We start from the raw sequence: 16,612 nt of genomic DNA on the forward strand, positions 1-16,612 counted from the left end.
GATTGCGGCGGCGCGACATATTCGTTCATCGCCATGCAGGAGCATCCGCTGATAAGGTTCCGCTCTATGCAATCGGGAAGGGAAGCCATGCAGTCTCCGTTTCATCGCCACCTGCTGATCCACTTCGGCAACCTGCTGGTCACCGCCATCGGCCTGGCCCTGCTCGGCCTGGCCGCCTGGCTGCAGCCGTCGCTGGTGGCGCCCCTGCTGTGGGCCGGGGTGCCGGTCTACCTCGGCGTGCTGCTGCCGCGCTGGGCCGGCCGCGCCGAGCGCCGGCGCCGCGCCGCGGCGGCGCGCGCCGCCAGCGAGGCGAAGTGGGGCTTCGCCTGCCGCGACCACGCCGGCCCCTGGCTCAACTACATCGACCAGCCCTTCGTGCGCCACTGCCCGGAGTTCGCCGGGCGCTACTTCTATGGCGAGTGGCTGCTGCTCCACGATGGCTGGCTGGTGGTCAACCCGGGGCACTCCAGCGTCGACCTGCAGCGCCAGGAAGTGCGCTACGACTTCAGCCGCAGCAGCACCTACGCCTGGGACGGCTGCACGCCCAAGGTGCCGTTCTACTGGCTGGCCATCATCGGCATCCCGGACTGGTGGGAGAAGCCGCACCCGGTGCTGCGCCTGTGCGACGGGCAGCTCTGCGCAGGCGAGGTGTTCTGGCCGCTGGCGCACCCGGCCAGCCTGGTGCACGACGCCCTCTACCAGTACCTGAACGCCGCCCCGGTGGCCAAGCACGAGGCCGACCTGCTGTTCCTGCGCATGCTGCGCGAGGCCGGCATGGCCTGGCCGCTGGCCTTCGCCTACTACCTGGCGGTGCGCCTGTTCGGCGCGCCCGACGTGCGCGGGCCGCGCCCCGGCAACAGCGCGCTGCGCTGTACCAGCCCGCTGCCGGGGCTGGAGGCGCCGGCGGCGCTGAACTTCGCCGCGGCAGCACGGTCTGTGTGAGCCGCGCGGAAGCGGAACTGGTCGGCAGAGCCGGCCGGGGGCATGCCAGTTAGCGCGCCGATGCAGTAGAGTTGGCAGCCCGATCGGGTGATTTCGGCAACCCGTCAGTCCCTTTCCAGGAAGATCCTCGATGGAACATCGTGAGGCGCTTGTCGCGCTGCGGCAATTTCTCGCTACCCAGATTCTCGGCCAGGAAAAGCTCATCGAGCGCCTGCTGATCGCCCTGCTGGCCGACGGCCACCTGCTGGTCGAGGGCGCCCCCGGCCTGGCCAAGACCAAGGCGATCAAGGAGCTGGCCGAGGGCATCGAGGCCGAGTTCCACCGCATCCAGTTCACCCCCGACCTGCTCCCGGCCGACATCACCGGCACCGAGATCTACCGTCCGGAAACCGGCAGCTTCGTGTTCCAGCAGGGGCCCATCTTCCACAACCTGGTGCTGGCCGACGAGATCAACCGCGCCCCGGCCAAGGTGCAGTCGGCGCTGCTGGAGGCCATGGCCGAGCGCCAGGTCAGCATCGGCCGCTCGACCTACGACCTGTCGCCGCTGTTCCTGGTGATGGCCACGCAGAACCCCATCGAGCAGGAAGGCACCTACCCGCTGCCCGAGGCCCAGCTCGACCGCTTCCTGATGCACGTGAAGATCGGTTTCCCGGACGCCAGCGTGGAGCGCAAGATCCTCGCCCAGGCTAGAGGCGACGCCCTGCACGGCGAGGCCAAGCCGGAGCACCGGGTCAGCCAGCAGGCGATCTTCGCCGCGCGCCAGGAAATCCTCGGCCTCTATATGGCCGACGCCGTGGAGGAATACCTGGTGCAGCTGGTGATGGCCACCCGTACCCCGGCCAAGCACGACGCCGAGCTGGCCGAGTGGATCGCCTACGGCGCCAGCCCGCGCGGCTCGATCGCCCTCGACCGCTGCGCGCGCGCCCACGCCTGGCTGGCCGGGCGCGACTTCGTCAGCCCCGAGGACATCCAGGCGGTGCTGTTCGACGTGCTGCGCCACCGCATCATCCTGTCGTTCGAGGCCGAGGCCGCCGGCATCGACCAGGACCGGGTGATCCAGCGCATCCTCGACGTGGTGGCGGTGGCCTGATGCCGCGCACGACAACCAACCGCCCATCTCCCGCGTGCGGGAGATGGGCCAAAGCGGCTTTCTCCCCTCTCCCATTTATGGGAGAGGGGCGGGGGGAGAGGGTCATAGGCCACACTACCCTCTCCCCGGCCCTCTCCCACTCGTGGGAGAGGGCGCACTCCTGCGCCGTAGGCTGAGGTTCCGCGCCCCATGCACGCCCAGCCCACACCTCCCGGCATCCGCGTCAGCCTCGCCGAGCTGATCGAGATGCGTCACCGCGTGCGCGAGGTACAGCTGTTCTCCACCCCGGCCAAGCGCAGCCCGCTGATCGGCCTGCACCACTCCAAGCTGCGCGGGCGCGGCGTCGACTTCGACCAGGTGCGGGTGTACCAGGCCGGCGACGACGTGCGCACCATCGACTGGCGCGTCACCGCGCGCACCCAGGAGCCGCACACCAAGCTGTTCCACGAGGAGCGCGAGCGGCCGATCTTCATCATGGTCGAGCAGAGCCGGCGGCTGTTCTTCGGGTCACGCCTGCAGTTCAAGTCGGTGCTCGCCGCCCAGGCGGCCAGCCTGTTCGGCTGGGCCGCGCTGGCTCACAACGACCGCATCGGCGGCCTGGTGTTCGGCGATGCCGAGCACCACGAGATCAAGCCACGGCGCAGCAAGCAGAGCCTGCTGCAGCTGCTCAACCGCCTGGCCCGCGCCAACCAGGCCCTGCACCCGGACGCGGCGAACGGCCGCGACAGCTTCGGCCTGGCCCTGCGCCGCGCCCGCGAGGTGCTGCGCCCGGGCAGCCTGGCGATCATCCTGTGCGACGAGCGCGCGCTCAACGATGCCACCGAGCAGCAGCTCACCCTGCTGGCGCGGCACACCGACCTGCTGCTGCTGCCGTTGTCCGACCCGCTCGACCACGAGCTGCCCGACGCCGGCCTGCTGCGCTTCGTCGAGCAGGGTGCGCAGCTGGAGCTGGACACCAGCGGCGAGGCGCTGCGCGTCACCTACGGCGGCCTGGCCGAACAGCGCCGCGCGCGCTGGCAGCGCCTGGCGCTGAAGCTCGGTGTGCCGCTGCTGGCCCTGTCCACCGCCGGCGAGCTGGTGGAACAGCTGCGCGAACACCTCAGCAGCCAGCAACCGGGCAAGCGGCCATGAACCCGCTCGACCAGCTGCAACCGACCATCGCCCCGCCGCCGGTGCCCTGGTGGCCGCCGGCACCCGGCTGGTGGGCGCTGCTGGTGCTGCTGCCGGTGCTGCTCTGGAGCCTGTGGTACCTGCGCCGCTGCCTGCCCAGGCGCAAGCGCGCGCTGCAGGTACAGGAGCAGCCGCTCGACCCGCTGCGCCAGGCCGCCCTGGCCGAGCTGGCGCGTCTGGTGCGCCCCTACGACGGCCAGCACGCCGGCCCCTGGCTGCAGCAGCTCAACGCCCTGCTCAAGCGCCTGGCCCGTGCCGACTATCCCAACGACAACAGCCACGTGCTCAGCGGCCGCGCCTGGCTGGCCTTCCTCGACAGCCGCTGCCCGGCTGCCGGCCTGACCCGCTGGATGATCCTGGTCGAGGGCACCTACCGCAGCCACTGCAGCCTCGACGACAAGGCCATCAACGGCCTCAACCAGGCCGTCGACACCTGGATTCGCAAGCATGTTTGAGTTCGCCTGGCCCTGGGCCCTGCTCCTCGCCCCGCTGCCCTGGCTGCTGCGCCTGCTGCTGCCGGCGGCGGACAGCGGCGAGGCGGCGCTCAAGGTCAGCTTCCTCGCCGAGCTGGAGGGCCTCAGCGGGCGCCGCGCCCGCGCCAACCTGCCGGCCTGGCGCCAGCAGGCGCCCTTCGTCCTGCTGTGGATGTTCCTGCTGCTGGCCGCCGCCCGCCCGGAATGGGTCGGCGAGCCGCTGCCCCTACCGGCCAGCGGCCGCGACCTGCTGCTGGCGGTGGACGTGTCCGGCTCCATGGACCATGCCGACATGCAGTGGGACGGCGAGGACATCTCGCGCCTGGAGCTGGTGAAGAAACTGTTCGGCGACTTCGTCGAGGACCGCCGCGGCGACCGCATCGGCCTGATCCTGTTTGGCAGCCGCGCCTACCTGCAGTCGCCGCTGACCTTCGACCGCCACACCGTGCGCACCTGGCTGGACGAGGCGCTGATCGGCATCGCCGGGCCGCAGACCGCCATCGGCGATGCCATCGGCCTGGCGGTCAAGCGCCTGCGCCAGCGCCCGGCCGACAGCCGCGTGCTGGTGCTGATCACCGACGGCGCCAACAACGGCGGCGAGATCGAGCCGAAGGTCGCCGCGCGCCTGGCCGCCGAGCAGCAGGTGAAGATCTACACCATCGGCATCGGCGCCGACCCCGAGCAGAGCGGCATCATGGGCATGCTCGGGCTCAACCCTGGGGTGGACCTGGACGAGGCGACCCTGATCGAGATCGCCGAGCAGACCGGCGGCAGCTACTTCCGCGCCCGCACCAGCGCGGAGCTGCAACGCATCGAAGAGACCCTCGACCAGCTGGAGCCGGCCGCCCAGCTGCCGACCCGCGCGCGTCCGGCGCTGGCCCTGTACCCCTGGCCGCTGGCCGCGGCGCTGCTGGTCAGCCTGCTGCTGGTGGCCCGCGAGCTGTGGCCGCAGCGCTGGCAGGCGCTGGCCGCGCGCCTGGCGAGGAACGCCTGATGGAGATGCTCTGGCCGCACTGGCTGCGCCCCTGGTGGCTGCTCCTGCTGCCGCTGCTCGGCTGGCTGCTCTGGCAGCTGTGGCATCGCCAGCGCCGCAGCGGGCGCTGGCAGGCGCTGCTGCCGGCCGCCTTCCAGGCCGTGCTGCTGTCCGGCGGCCGCGCACGCAACAACAAGCTGCCGTGGATCGCCCTCGGCCTGGCCTGGCTGCTGGCCCTGCTGGCCCTGCTCGGGCCGAGCTGGCAGCGCCTGGAACAGGCCAGCCAGAAGCGCGCCGATCCGCTGGTGGTCCTGCTCGAACTGACCCCGGCGATGCTCGCCACCGACGCTGCGCCCAACCGCCTGGAGCAGGCCAAGCGCAAGCTGCTCGACCTGCTGCAGGCGCGCAGCGATGCGCAGACGGCGATCATCGTCTATGCCGGCAGCGCCCATACCCTGGTGCCGCTGTCCGACGACCTGGCCGCCGCGCACAACCTGCTGGAGGCGGTCAAGCCGTCGATCATGCCGGAACCGGGGCGGCGCGCCGACCTGGCGGTGACCAGGGCACTGGCCCTGCTCGACCAGGGCGCCCAGGGCCGCGGCCGGCTGCTGCTGATCGGCAGCGAACTGAGCGAGGAGGAGCGCGGCGGCATCCGCCAGGCCCTCGGCAACCGTGGCGAGCGCCTGGCCATCCTCGGCATCGGCAGCGCCCAGGGTGCGCCGATTCGCGGCGAGGACGGCAGCTTCCTCAAGGACGCCGCCGGCGCCATCCTGGTGCCGCGCCTGGATGGCGCCGGGCTGCGCCGCTTCGCCGAGGAGCTGGGCGGCCTGTACCGCAAGGCGCGCCTGGACGACGCCGACCTGCAGGGCCTCGACCTGCTCGGCGGTCCCCAGGCCCTGCGCGAGGGCGCCGAGCCGACCCGCCTGCAGGCCTGGGCCGACCAGGGCCACTGGCTGCTGCTGCCGCTGCTGCTGATCGCCGCCTGCGCCGGGCGCCGTGGCTGGCTGTTCTGCATGCCGCTGCTGCTGTCGCTGGTCCCGCAGCCGAGCTACGCCCTCGGCTGGGACGACCTGTGGCTGCGCCCGGACCAGCAGGGCCAGCGCCTGCTGCAGGCGGACAAGCCCAGGGAAGCCGCCGCACACTTCCAGGACCCGCAATGGCAGGGCGAGGCGCTGTACCGCGCCGGCGACTATGCCGGCGCCGCCGAGCGCTTCGCCCGCGCCGACAGCGCCATCGCCCACTACAACCGTGGCAACGCCCTGGCCAAGGGCAACGAACTGGAGGCCGCGCTGGACGCCTACGACCAGGCCCTGGAACGCGACCCGGGGCTCGCGCCCGCGCAACAGAACAGGGCACTGGTCGAGCAGCTGCTGCGCCAGCAGAAGCAGCAACAGCAGGCGCAGCAGCAGAACCAGGACGACCCGCAACAGGACCAGGCCGAGCAGAATGCACAGGGCGGCCAGCCGCAACCCGGCGCCAGCCAACCACAGCCCGCACAGCCGCCTTCGGCCGAGCCGCCACCGGCCCCGCAGCCGCAGACGCAGCCGGAGCAGCAGGCTGGCGACGGCCAGCAGCCGGCCGCCGCCGAGCAGCAGGATGCCGGCCAGGGCAAGCCCGCCGACAGCCCGAGCGGCGGCGCCGAGGCGCTCGGCGGCGAGCAGCGCGATGCGCTGGAACAATGGCTGCGGCAGATCCCCGACGACCCGGGCGAGCTGCTGCGGCGCAAATTCCTCTACGAACAACAGCAGCGCCAGGAACAGTCCCGATGAAACGCCTGCTTTGCGCCCTCCTCCTCTGCCTCGCCAGCCTGCCGGCGCTGGCAGCCAACCTGTCCGCCACGGTGGACCGGGCACGCCTGAACGAGGGCGAGACCTTCGACCTGTTCCTCGAGTCGGACGACGTCACGGTCTTCGGCATGCCCGACCTGGAGCCGCTCAAGCAGCAGTTCGAGGTGGTCAGCACGCGCCAGGAGAACCGCCTGGCCACCTTCGACGGCAAGACCCGCGCCAGCACCCGCTGGATCGTCACCCTGCTGCCGCGGCAGAGCGGCTACGTGGTGGTGCCGCCACTGCGGCTGGGCGACGCCGAGAGCCAGCCGATCACCCTGCAGGTGGTCAAGGGCGGCGCCGGCACGGCGGCCGATGGCAAGCTGGCGCCCATCTTCATCGACGCCAGCCTGGACCGCGAGAGCGTCTACGTGCAGGCCCAGGTGGTGCTGACCCTGCGCATCTACCACTCGGTGTCGCTGTACGACGACAGCAGCCTGACGCCACTGAGCATCCCCAACGCCCGCGTCGAGCAGCTGGGCGACCCGCGCACCTTCGAGACCGACGTCAACGGCGTGCGCCACGGGGTGATCGAGCTGCGCTACGCAATCTTCCCGCAGGAGAGCGGCGAGCTGCTGATCCCCGCCCAGGTGTTCAGCGCCACCCCGGCGCTACGCGACCGCGACTACAACCCCTTCGGCCCACGCCCGGGACGCCTGACCCGCGTGCGCTCGCCGGAAATCCCCCTGCAGGTCCGGGCCCGGCCGGCCGCCTGGCCGGCCGACGCACCCTGGCTGCCGGCGCGGGCGCTGAGCCTGAGCGAGGCCTGGAACCCGGAGCCGGACCAGCCCAGCGTCGGCGACTCGCTGACGCGCAACATCATGCTGCGCGCCGAGGGCCTGTCCAGCGCCCAGCTGCCTCCCCTGCCACAGCAGGACAGCCCCGGCCTGCGCCGCTACCCGGACCAGCCGCAGCTGCGCAACGAGAGCAGCGACCGCGGTCTGATCGGCAGCCGCGAGGAGAGCGAGGCCCTGGTGCCGAGCCAGAGTGGGAGCCTGACCCTGCCGGAAGTGCGGGTACTGTGGTGGAACACCGACGCGGATCGCCTGGAAACCGCCAGCCTGCCGGCACGCACCCTGGAAGTGGCGAGCAACCCCGAGCTGGAAGTGGACGCCCCAGTGGTCACCGCGAGCACGGCCGGCGCCGCCGACGCCCCCCTGCTGTGGCCCTGGCAGCTGGCCTGCGCCCTGCTCAGCCTGACCACCCTGTTGGGCTTCGGCCTGTGGTGGCGGGCTCGGCGCCAGCCGGCCATCCTGCCGACGGCGCAGAGCGGCCCCAGCCCGCGCACCCTGCTCGACGACCTCAAGCGCGCCTGCCTGGCCAACGACCCGCACGCCACCCGCCAGGCCCTGGATGCCTGGGCCCGCCAGCAGCCGGAAACCCTGGCCGACATGGCCGCGCGTTTCGTGCCGCTGTCCGAGGCCCTCGACGGCCTGAACGGCGCGCTGTACAGCGAAACCGGCAATCAGTGGCAGGGCGAGAGCCTGTGGAAGGCGATCCGCAACCTGCCGGCCCTGGAGGCTGCGGCCAACCCGCAGGAAACCAGCCCGCTGCCACCGCTCTACCCACGCTGACAACCGTTCCAAGGATGGAACCCATGACCCTCAAAGAAGAACTCGCCGCCTTCTACCGCCGCTGTGGCTTCAGCGACACCGCCGACCGCCAGGCCTGCACCGTTCCGGTCTACACCGGCTGCCTGCTGGTGCCGCTGCCAAACATCGAGACGCGGCACATCTACCTGAAGTACCACGACCTGCACCACATCACGACCGGCTACAGCACCGGGCGCATCGGCGAGGGCGAAGTCAGCGCCTGGGAACTGGGCACCGGCTCGATGCTCAACTCGCCCCTGCTCGGCACCATGAACCTGATCGCCCTCTCCACCGGCCTGGTGCTGGAACCGAAACGCATGTGGCGCGCCTTCCGCCGCGGCTGTCGCAGCCGCAACCTGTACCCGCTGGCCATGCGCGAGAAGATCGACGCCGACCACTGGGCCGACCTGCCCGCCCTGCGCCAGGCACTGCTGGAGAGCCGCCGCGATCCGCTGCCACTGGCGCTACGCGCCACCGAGTTCGCCACCTACGCGGCGCTGGCCATGCTGATCCACGTGCTGATCGCCATCCCCGCCCTGTGCACCCGTGTGGTCACCGACATCGGCCTGGGTCATAGCTTCATCCAGGCAGTGAAGCCGACCAGGCGCACCGATTTGTACTGAGCTAGAAGAAGACTTTATGCCCAGAGGGGCAGCTAACGGCCACAAGCGGCCATTGGCTAGCCCCCAATGGCTCTGACATTCCGGCCGCCAAAATCTCTTAAATCAACGAACCATGTGAGTCTCTGCCACTCAACCGGGGTCTAGTAGCGGAAAAGCTGATGACCGGAGCGATGATGCCGAATCTCTGGGCATACACTGACAAGTGCCGCTATGTGCGGTAACGAACAGAGTTGGTCGCACCGAGGTGTAACCTAGGGCGGCTGAGCCACACCATCTCTAGGAAGGAGGCCGCCATGACCGCAATTGTCACTCCTGAGCAGAATCATCTGCTGGCTGCCCTGTCGGAGGAGGTCAGAGACCGCCTGTTTCCCCAACTAGAGCGGGTCGAACTGCCACTGGGCAAGGTGCTCTACGAGTCCGGTGATACCCTCCGCCACGTCTACTTCCCCACCGATTCGATCATCTCGCTGCTGTATGTCATGGAGAATGGCGCTTCGGCAGAAATCTCCGTGGTCGGTAACGAGGGCCTGGTGGGTGTCGCCCTGTTCATGGGGGGAGAGAGCACTCCGAGTCGGGCCATCGTGCAGAGTGGCGGCTACGCCTATCGACTGCAGGGGCAGCGGCTGAAGGATGAGTTCAATCGCCACGGCGAGCTCCTGGTCCTGATGCTGCGTTACACCCAGGCTTTGCTCACGCAGATGGCGCAGACGGCTGTATGCAATCGCCACCACCAGATCGACCAACAGTTATGTCGCTGGCTGCTGCTGTCTTTGGACCGGTTGCCGAGCAACCGGTTGACCATGACCCAGGAGCTGATCGCCAATATGCTTGGCGTGCGCCGGGAAGGGGTTACCGAGGCTGCCGGCAAGCTGCAGCGGCAGGGGGTCATCGAATACAGCCGAGGCCATATCACCGTACTGGACCGCAAGAAGCTCGAGCAACTGAGCTGTGAGTGTTATGCCGTGGTCAAGCGTGAGACCGATCGCCTGCTCCCTTACCTGCCGCAGCACAAGGCCCGATGAATGCCAAGCTCTGGGTGCTGTAGCGAACGGAAGCGGCCATAGCGATCCTGCAAACTGCCGGGACGGGACTGCCCAGCACCGCTCCCCCGCCAACCAAGGCTCGCACTGTGCTGCAGGCTCCCCCTGATGCCAGCCATCATTTCCCTCGCCACCGAAAACAGACTTCTTGCCCGACTACCGTTACGTGAGCGCCAGAGGTTGCTTCTGCATTGTGATGTGGTACAGCTGAGCTTTGGCGATGTCCTCTGCGAGGCCGGCGCGCCCGTGCGTCACCTTTATTTCCCACTCGACGGATTCATCTCACAGGTGTTCAGCCTGGGGCACCATCGGCCACTGGAGCTCGGTTTGATTGGCAATGAAGGCGTACTTGGCGCCACGCTGGCCCTGGACGTGAGCACGGCTCCAAGTCGTGCTGTGGTGCAGGGCAGTGGCCGTGCCCTGCGCATCAGCGTTCGCCAATGGCACCTGGCGCTACGCGACTGTCCCCGCCTGCTAAGGGCGCTCAACCGTTATCTCTACGTGCTGTTGACCCAGTTGATGCGCAATGCGGCCTGCGGGCATTTCCACGAGGTAGAGCCCCGCCTGGCGCGCTGGCTGCTGATGACCCAGGACTGCGCGCATGTGGACAAATTGCAGCTGACCCATGCCTATCTGGCCGACATGCTGGGCGTGCGCCGCAGCGGCGTAACCATCGCGGCTGGAGCCTTGCAGTCGCGCCGGCTGATCCACTACCAGCGCGGCCAAATCACCATTCTTGATCGTGCCAGTCTGGAACTGGTCGCGTGCGAATGCTACGCGGCCATGCGTGCAGACTACGCAAAGTTATTTTCGCCCCCTCTCCGCAGCTAAACCTGAAGCTAAACCCCCGCCGTGGCTATGGTTCGCGCATTTAACAGACGGGTGAACTGTCGGGCCGGCATGCCGTGGCCAAATAGAAATCCCGTAGCCTGGTTGCAGCGCTCCAACTGAAGCAAGGCAGACTGCTCGGAGGTCTCAACGCCGGTGGCTACCATTTGGCAACCCAGGCGCTCGCCCAAGGCGATCAGCGCCCCGGCAATGGCCTCCTGACCACCGCGGCAGCCCATGGCCTGAACGCTGGCTCGGTTGATTTTCAACACGTCGAAAGGCATTGCCAGCAGCCCATGCAGATTGCTCAAGCCTAGGCCGAAATCCACCAGCGCCAGTCGTACGCCCAGAGCGCTTAGCTGTTGAAGGATAATGCTGCTGGACTCGATATCCTGCGTCAGCGATGCCTCACGGATATCCAGCTGCAGAGAGCACGGAGACAGGCCGGTCTGCTTCAGAATGGCGCGTAAACAGCTGACAAAATCGGGCTGGTACAACTCGGCGCTGGAGAGCTTCACCGTCACACTCGCCAACCTGGAACCAAGCACTCGCCAGCGCCGAAACTGCAGGCAAGCCTCCTGCAGAGCCCAGCGGCCGATTGGCACGATCAGACCAGAGTCCTCTGCTTGCTTCAGAAAGCATTCCGGTAGCAGTAGCCCCCGAGTCGGATGCCGCCAGCGCAGCAGTGCTTCAGCGCCAGTGATAGCGCCAGTCGCCAAGTCGACCCTTGGTTGGTAGTGCAGGCGCAGCTGATGGCGCGGCTGTGCGAGGCTCAAGTCTCGCTCGATGCGCTGACGCTCAAGCGCCTGCAGGTTCATGTCACGACGGAAGAACTGGAAGTTGTTACGTCCCGCCTGCTTGGCACAATACATCGCCGTATCGGCGTTCTTCATAAGGGTATCGGCATCCTTGGCATCCGCGGGGTATACGCTGATACCGATGCTGGTTGTCACCTGCACTTCCTGCTGTTCAATCCGGTGCGGCTCGGCCAGAGCCGCCAGTATTTTCTGTGCCGCAATGCCGGCGTCATGCAGGGATCGCTCTTCCGCCAGTAGCACCACGAATTCATCGCCGCCATTGCGACTGACGGTATCCGATCCACGTACACAGTCCGACAGGCGCTGCGCGACCTCACGCAGCAGTTGGTCGCCTCCGGCATGCCCCAGTGAGTCGTTGATCCGCTTGAAATTATCCAGGTCGAGAAACAGCAGAGCGGTGGATTTTCCATTGCGCTGAGCCATGCCAATGGCCTGGGCGATACGGTCGTTGAGCAGCACTCGGTTGGGGAGCCTGGTCAGAACATCATGTTGAGCCAGGTAGGACATACGGCGTGCCTCGGTGACATCCTGAAATACCACCACTGCACCACTGATGCGGCCATGTCCACCGTGGATCGGTGCCACCGACTCCTCAATTTCCATGAGAGCCCCGTCGCGCCGCACCATCGATGCCTTGCACCTTGCCCCCTTCGCCCCCCTCTCCTGCTGGGCGAGATCCAATGGACTAGCGTCATCATGCGTGCCTTCAACTAAGCGCATGACCCGGGTAATGGGCTGACCCACGGCCTCTTCGCGCAGCCACCCGGTCATGACTTCGGCAGCACTGTTGATGTAGTCGACGCCTCCACGCATGTCCATACCGATGACGGCGTCGTCAATGGAGTCGAGGCTGACTTGTGCCCGCTGCAGCTCCAGTTTCAGAAGCCCCTGACCGATGCTGTCGTGCAGCATCTGGGCCAGCAGATAGCCGACACCATCGCCCTTGAATATGTACCCCTGAACAGACTGGCCCAGAGCTTGGCGCGCCAGAGTCTGCTGTGCCTGGGAACAGATCAGGATGATCGGCAGCATGGGATCCATGCCTCGCAGTTGCTGCAGGGTTGCCAGTCCCTGGCTGCCTGGCAGATCCAAGTCCAGTAGCAAGGCATCCATGGCGCCCCGGTGCATGCTTGCGACGGTCTCGCTCAACGAGCAGCAACGATCCTCGGCAAAAGCGTCTGCTGCAACTTCACCGAGCATCTCCTGCAGCTGGCCATATGCTTGATCATCCGCTGTGGCAATCACGATCCGCTCGCTCATTGCACCTCCCGCTCACATGATGTCGTTACGCTTAACCAGCCAGATAGAATCGCTAGTCCGTAGGGGCATTGAGACTGACGCCGGCTCTTCGATCAGCTGATGCCTGCCCTGACAACATCACTCCCTGATAGATGTGCCCTGGCCCACCTTCAGGCATTGGCTTCAGCAGTAGAGATGGCGCCGGGTGAGGGGCAAGCCGCTAGCCTGGCCTGCGGGCATACTCGCGAGGATCTGGTAGACACCGATGCCGCCGGTCTCGAACTGCAGAGCGCTGGCGGTCATGTACAGCCGCCAGGCACGGTAGGTCTGCTCACTGACGAACCGCAAAGCTTCGGCGTGATGTTTCTCCAGACGCTCGACCCAATGCCTGAGCGTCAGTGCGTAATGGCGGCGCAAAGCCTCTACATCGGCTATCTCGAAGCCTTCACCCTCCATGACACGCTGAATATTGCTGATGGTGTCGAGCTGTCCATCGGGAAAGATGTAGCGGTTGATGAAGCGCGTGTTGGCACTCTCCTGCCATCCTTCGGACGCGCTGGTTATTCCGTGATTCAGAAATAGACCTGCCGGCTTCAGAGAGCGCCTCACGCACGCGAAGTACAGCGGCAGATTGCGCAGGCCGACATGCTCGAACATGCCGACACTGGCGATCTTGTCGTACTGGTTTTTGCCATCGAGATCCCGGTAATCGCACAGCTCGACAGTCACCCGGCCAGCCAGACCGGCCTGGGCTATGCGCGCACGCGCCAATTCCAGCTGGCTGTGACTGAGGCTGATTCCATGAGCCTTCACGCCATGGTATTTCGCCGCATGCAGGATCAGCGCTCCCCACCCGCATCCGATGTCGAGCAGGCACTCGCCCGGCTGAAGCATCAGCTTCCGGCAAATGTGTTCGAGCTTGGCTTGCTGGGCCTTCTCCAGGTCATCCTCGGGGTGCTCGAAGTAGGCGCAGGAGTAGACCATGGCCGGATCCAGCCAAAGTGAATAAAAGTCATTGGAGACGTCGTAGTGAAAGGCGACCGCATCGCTATTCTCCTGCTTGCTGTGGCGCACGACCGACCGGCGATACCCCGGTAGCGCATCCGTGTTGCGAAGGTGATGTAAAAGCCAGACCAGACTGTTCCAGAAGCGCTGATGCCACACCATGCGCAGCGACTGCAGGCGTTCTTTCAGTGCCACCACGGCGAACAGGTCACCCTCGATATCGAGATCGTTGCGCAAATAAGCTTCCGCTAGACGAAGTGGATTGCGCCCCAAGAGCAGTGACCTGAGCGCATCAGGATTGCGGCATATCAGCGTGAAACGAGGCGCGAGTTTCGTATCGGCGGACTGCAGGTGGCTGCCGTCCCACAAACGAACGGAGAACTCACCACCGGCCCCCCGTAGCAGACGCTTCAGCAGTGTGACCAACGGATCGATTGAAGTGGGGATCTGGTGATATTCCCGCTTGAGTTGTTCCATGCTGCCCTCTGCCTGGGAGCTGCGAGGCCCCGGGCGCCCTCGCTGACAGCTCACAGATTCCACGCTGATTGCCGGGCTGTCTGTCCGCTAGCGCACATAACAACTCGGAAGCCACCTGCGTCTGTCCGCTAACGGTTTTCCCATGGGACGGGAGCGCAGTCATGACTATTCTCTGAGGAATCGCTGGGCATACTGGCCGCGATGGGCAACGTGGGGCGATACCTCGAGGACGGCTCTGGGCTGACGCGCAAACACCGGAGAAGGCGAATGTATGAATCCAAGTACTGTGCCCCTATCCCCAGGGCCCACTTCATTCGCCGCCTACTCATACACTTCCTGGCAGCAATCGGCTTGCTGGCTGCGTCCTTGCTCGTTGGCATGGTCGGCTACGAGCATTTCGAACATCTCGCATGGCGTGATGCCTTCATCAACTCGGCAATGCTGCTGGGAGGAATGGGGCCGGTGAACGCACCTCAATCAGATGGAGGTAAGGTCTTCGCCGGCATTTACGCCTTGTATGCAGGGCTGGTATTCCTGATCGTGCTCGCCATCGTCTTGACGCCTGTCATACACAGGGTGCTGCATACATTTCATTGGGAAGTCGACGACTAGCTTCTGTGTGGGGGACTGGATTTCAGTCTGGTCGACTCCTGCACACCGGCCCCTCCCGCCACAACCGCTGGCGACGAGCCCAGCCAGCAGATCACCAGCAGTGACTATGGCAAGCCGCGCTGGCGCCGCCAGGCCCGAATCTGGCGATGATGCCTGGGCTGCTCGTGTCTCTGTTCGCTACCGAACAGACACCACCGGTCACAGCGCTCAGGCTGGCCATGGGCATAAGCCCAATTGACTGAAGGTCCGCCAGCACAGACAGCCGGCCTGGAGAGAGTGCCATGAATCACACACAGTCCGATATCTACCGTTATATCGTGAAAGAGTTGGCACCCAGTACACATGAACCTGAAGCGGTGCAGCTCACTATAGTCTGTGAACCGTTGAATCCTTCGGGAGAGGCCAGCACTGATGGGGCGATAACCCTCCACCTTCAGGCAGGTACCACCTTGGCCGAAGCACAGGCCATCGCCAATACACTGCAACACAAGGTCAAGGCAGTATGCCGGCTGCAAGCTCAAGAGCATGCCGTTCAATAGCCGCCTGGACTTTCCGGCTTTACCTACTGGCACACACACTCGTTGAAATGGGGCAAACACAATCCTTGTCAGGGATGAATCCCTTTTCATGCATCCATACCAGATGGGGCGCTACCAGGCGCCCCATTCGGTCTCTTCAGCGCTGAGAGTTGTAGCGGTGGCTGATGATCACCTCCACCCTGCGATTCATTTGCCGCCCGGACGCGGAGTCATTGCCCGCCACAGGCTCTCGCTCACCCCGGCCACTCACCGCCAGCCGGTCGCTGTCGATACCCTGCCCTTCCAGGTAGGTCCTCACCGCCTCGGCGCGCTGCTGCGATAGATAGAGATTGGATGAGTCGCTACCGACATTGTCGGTATGGCCCTCGATCATCAGATCGCGATCCGGATTTCCCTGCAGGAAAGCGGCAAGACGATCGAGGTTATCGGCACTCTCCGCACGCAGGACAGAGCGGCCACTGGCGAACAGTAGATCGCCGAGCGTGATCACCAGGCCCCGATCAGTTTCTCTGGCATTCAGGCGCGTCAGCTGGCGCTGCAAGCTGTCAGCCTCCAGCGTCCGCGAATCCAGACGGGCCTGTTCCCGTTGCGCGCTCAGCTGCTGGCGCTGATCTTCATACAGGCGCGTCTGCGCCTGTGCCCGGGCGATCTCGACTTTGCGGTCGGCCATGAGGACCAGATGCTGGCCGACGACCTCGTCGTGTCCGGGTTGCTCGGCCGCCACCACGGCGGCTTCGGCTTCCTTGATCGCCAGCGGCGCACGATTGGCCAACTGCACGTCACCCTGCAGGCGACTGAGGTTATCGCGTGCCTCTGCGGCCCCCGGGGCCATGTCAGGAGTAGAGGCGCAACCAGCCAGCAGTGCGCAGAAGGCGATAGCACCAAGCAGGTACTGGGCATTACGGACACTGTTCATTATCTGGCTCCTGTGTTGCGCTGCATTTCCTGCTTCAGGCTGTTGGTGCTATCCAGCATCTCTTCATTGACCTCGCGTGCCCGACCGGCCTGCGATCTTGCCAGTGCCAGCTCAGCCTCGGCGCGCGACTGCACGGCCAGGCGCTCGGCCTGCAGCATTTCCTCTTGATCGACTGCGACATTGGCCATCGCCAGTTTGTCGCGAGCCATGCTCAGTTCGGCTGCCGCGTAATCACTGGCGCGCCCCTGCTCGGCACGAGCAATGGCTGCCTCCGCCGCCTGCAAGGCCTGGTCGGGTGGCGGTGAAGCGGCACAGGCCGTCAGGAGCAATAGCCCGCAGAGTAGAGCCGGCAGACTTGCCGGGGCAGCCTGTTTGGCTACCTGTAAGTAGTGGTTCATGGTGTGATCCTCACTGGCAACTCCACGGCACTTCAGCCTGCAGGTTGCACG

Annotated in this window: 15 protein-coding genes and 1 pseudogene; 12 read left to right on the forward strand and 4 right to left on the reverse strand. The window is 66.1% G+C overall.

Annotated features, from left to right (window positions below):
* The first annotated feature begins 87 nt into the window (after positions 1-87).
* The 10 genes and pseudogenes from DMO17_RS10965 (at position 88) to DMO17_RS11010 (ending at position 10,560) form a co-directional block, all read left to right on the forward strand.
* A complete protein-coding gene (locus DMO17_RS10965; protein ID WP_110682524.1) occupies positions 88-942 on the forward strand; it encodes a DUF1353 domain-containing protein in 855 nt (284 codons plus the stop codon).
* A 130-nt stretch (positions 943-1,072) separates the two neighbouring features.
* On the forward strand, positions 1,073-2,032 hold the full coding sequence (locus DMO17_RS10970; RefSeq protein ID WP_110682525.1) for an AAA family ATPase: 960 nt from the start codon (positions 1,073-1,075) through the stop codon (positions 2,030-2,032).
* Between the two features lie 189 nt (positions 2,033-2,221).
* Entirely contained in the window at positions 2,222-3,163 is a 942-nt protein-coding gene (locus tag DMO17_RS10975) for a DUF58 domain-containing protein (RefSeq protein ID WP_110682526.1), read from the forward strand.
* Entirely contained in the window at positions 3,160-3,657 is a 498-nt protein-coding gene (locus tag DMO17_RS10980; protein ID WP_110682527.1) for a DUF4381 domain-containing protein, read from the forward strand. Before DMO17_RS10975 ends, DMO17_RS10980 begins: the two co-directional genes overlap by 4 nt.
* A pseudogene (locus tag DMO17_RS10985) lies at positions 3,650-4,661 on the forward strand (vWA domain-containing protein); the annotation flags it as partial. The gene DMO17_RS10980 and the pseudogene DMO17_RS10985, both read left to right, overlap by 8 nt.
* 7 nt (positions 4,662-4,668) lie before the next feature.
* Entirely contained in the window at positions 4,669-6,417 is a 1,749-nt protein-coding gene (locus DMO17_RS10990; RefSeq protein WP_110682529.1) for a VWA domain-containing protein, read from the forward strand.
* Entirely contained in the window at positions 6,414-8,048 is a 1,635-nt protein-coding gene (locus DMO17_RS10995; RefSeq protein WP_110682530.1) for a BatD family protein, read from the forward strand. The genes DMO17_RS10990 and DMO17_RS10995 overlap by 4 nt, the downstream gene beginning before the upstream one ends.
* Positions 8,049-8,071: 23 nt before the next feature.
* Positions 8,072-8,689, forward strand: a complete 618-nt coding sequence (locus DMO17_RS11000; protein ID WP_258371522.1) for a hypothetical protein — start codon at positions 8,072-8,074, stop codon at positions 8,687-8,689.
* 293 nt (positions 8,690-8,982) lie between these two features.
* Positions 8,983-9,711, forward strand: coding sequence for a Crp/Fnr family transcriptional regulator (locus DMO17_RS11005; protein ID WP_110682532.1), 729 nt, complete (start codon positions 8,983-8,985; stop codon positions 9,709-9,711).
* 126 nt (positions 9,712-9,837) lie between these two features.
* Entirely contained in the window at positions 9,838-10,560 is a 723-nt protein-coding gene (locus DMO17_RS11010) for a Crp/Fnr family transcriptional regulator (protein WP_181418773.1), read from the forward strand.
* Positions 10,561-10,568: 8 nt separating this feature from the next.
* Here DMO17_RS11010 and DMO17_RS11015 read toward each other — a convergent pair whose 3' ends face one another.
* Together DMO17_RS11015 and DMO17_RS11020 are read right to left on the reverse strand one after the other, a co-directional pair.
* Positions 10,569-12,635, reverse strand: a complete 2,067-nt coding sequence (locus DMO17_RS11015; RefSeq protein ID WP_110682533.1) for a putative bifunctional diguanylate cyclase/phosphodiesterase — start codon at positions 12,633-12,635, stop codon at positions 10,569-10,571.
* A gap of 162 nt (positions 12,636-12,797) precedes the next feature.
* The gene (locus DMO17_RS11020; protein ID WP_110682534.1) at positions 12,798-14,096 is read right to left on the reverse strand and encodes an SAM-dependent methyltransferase; all 1,299 of its coding nucleotides are present in this window, start codon (positions 14,094-14,096) and stop codon (positions 12,798-12,800) included.
* Positions 14,097-14,363: 267 nt separating this feature from the next.
* Here DMO17_RS11020 and DMO17_RS11025 point away from each other — a divergent pair, with 267 nt between their 5' ends.
* Both DMO17_RS11025 and DMO17_RS19535 read left to right on the forward strand, forming a co-directional pair.
* Positions 14,364-14,708 carry a hypothetical protein gene (locus DMO17_RS11025; RefSeq protein ID WP_110682535.1) on the forward strand — a complete coding sequence of 115 codons (345 nt, stop codon included), beginning with the start codon at positions 14,364-14,366 and terminating at the stop codon, positions 14,706-14,708.
* 281 nt (positions 14,709-14,989) lie between these two features.
* The gene (locus tag DMO17_RS19535) at positions 14,990-15,247 is read left to right on the forward strand and encodes a hypothetical protein (RefSeq protein ID WP_146224910.1); all 258 of its coding nucleotides are present in this window, start codon (positions 14,990-14,992) and stop codon (positions 15,245-15,247) included.
* A gap of 136 nt (positions 15,248-15,383) precedes the next feature.
* On the opposite strand, the gene DMO17_RS11030 is transcribed toward DMO17_RS19535, so the two are convergent.
* Positions 15,384-16,163 carry an OmpA family protein gene (locus DMO17_RS11030; protein WP_110682536.1) on the reverse strand — a complete coding sequence of 260 codons (780 nt, stop codon included), beginning with the start codon at positions 16,161-16,163 and terminating at the stop codon, positions 15,384-15,386.
* Entirely contained in the window at positions 16,163-16,561 is a 399-nt protein-coding gene (locus tag DMO17_RS11035; protein WP_110682537.1) for a DUF4398 domain-containing protein, read from the reverse strand. The genes DMO17_RS11030 and DMO17_RS11035 overlap by 1 nt, the downstream gene beginning before the upstream one ends.
* Positions 16,562-16,612: the final 51 nt, after the last annotated feature.

The sequence above is a fragment of the Aquipseudomonas alcaligenes genome (assembly GCF_003205495.1).
Classification (GTDB): Bacteria; Pseudomonadota; Gammaproteobacteria; order Pseudomonadales; family Pseudomonadaceae; genus Aquipseudomonas; species Aquipseudomonas alcaligenes_B.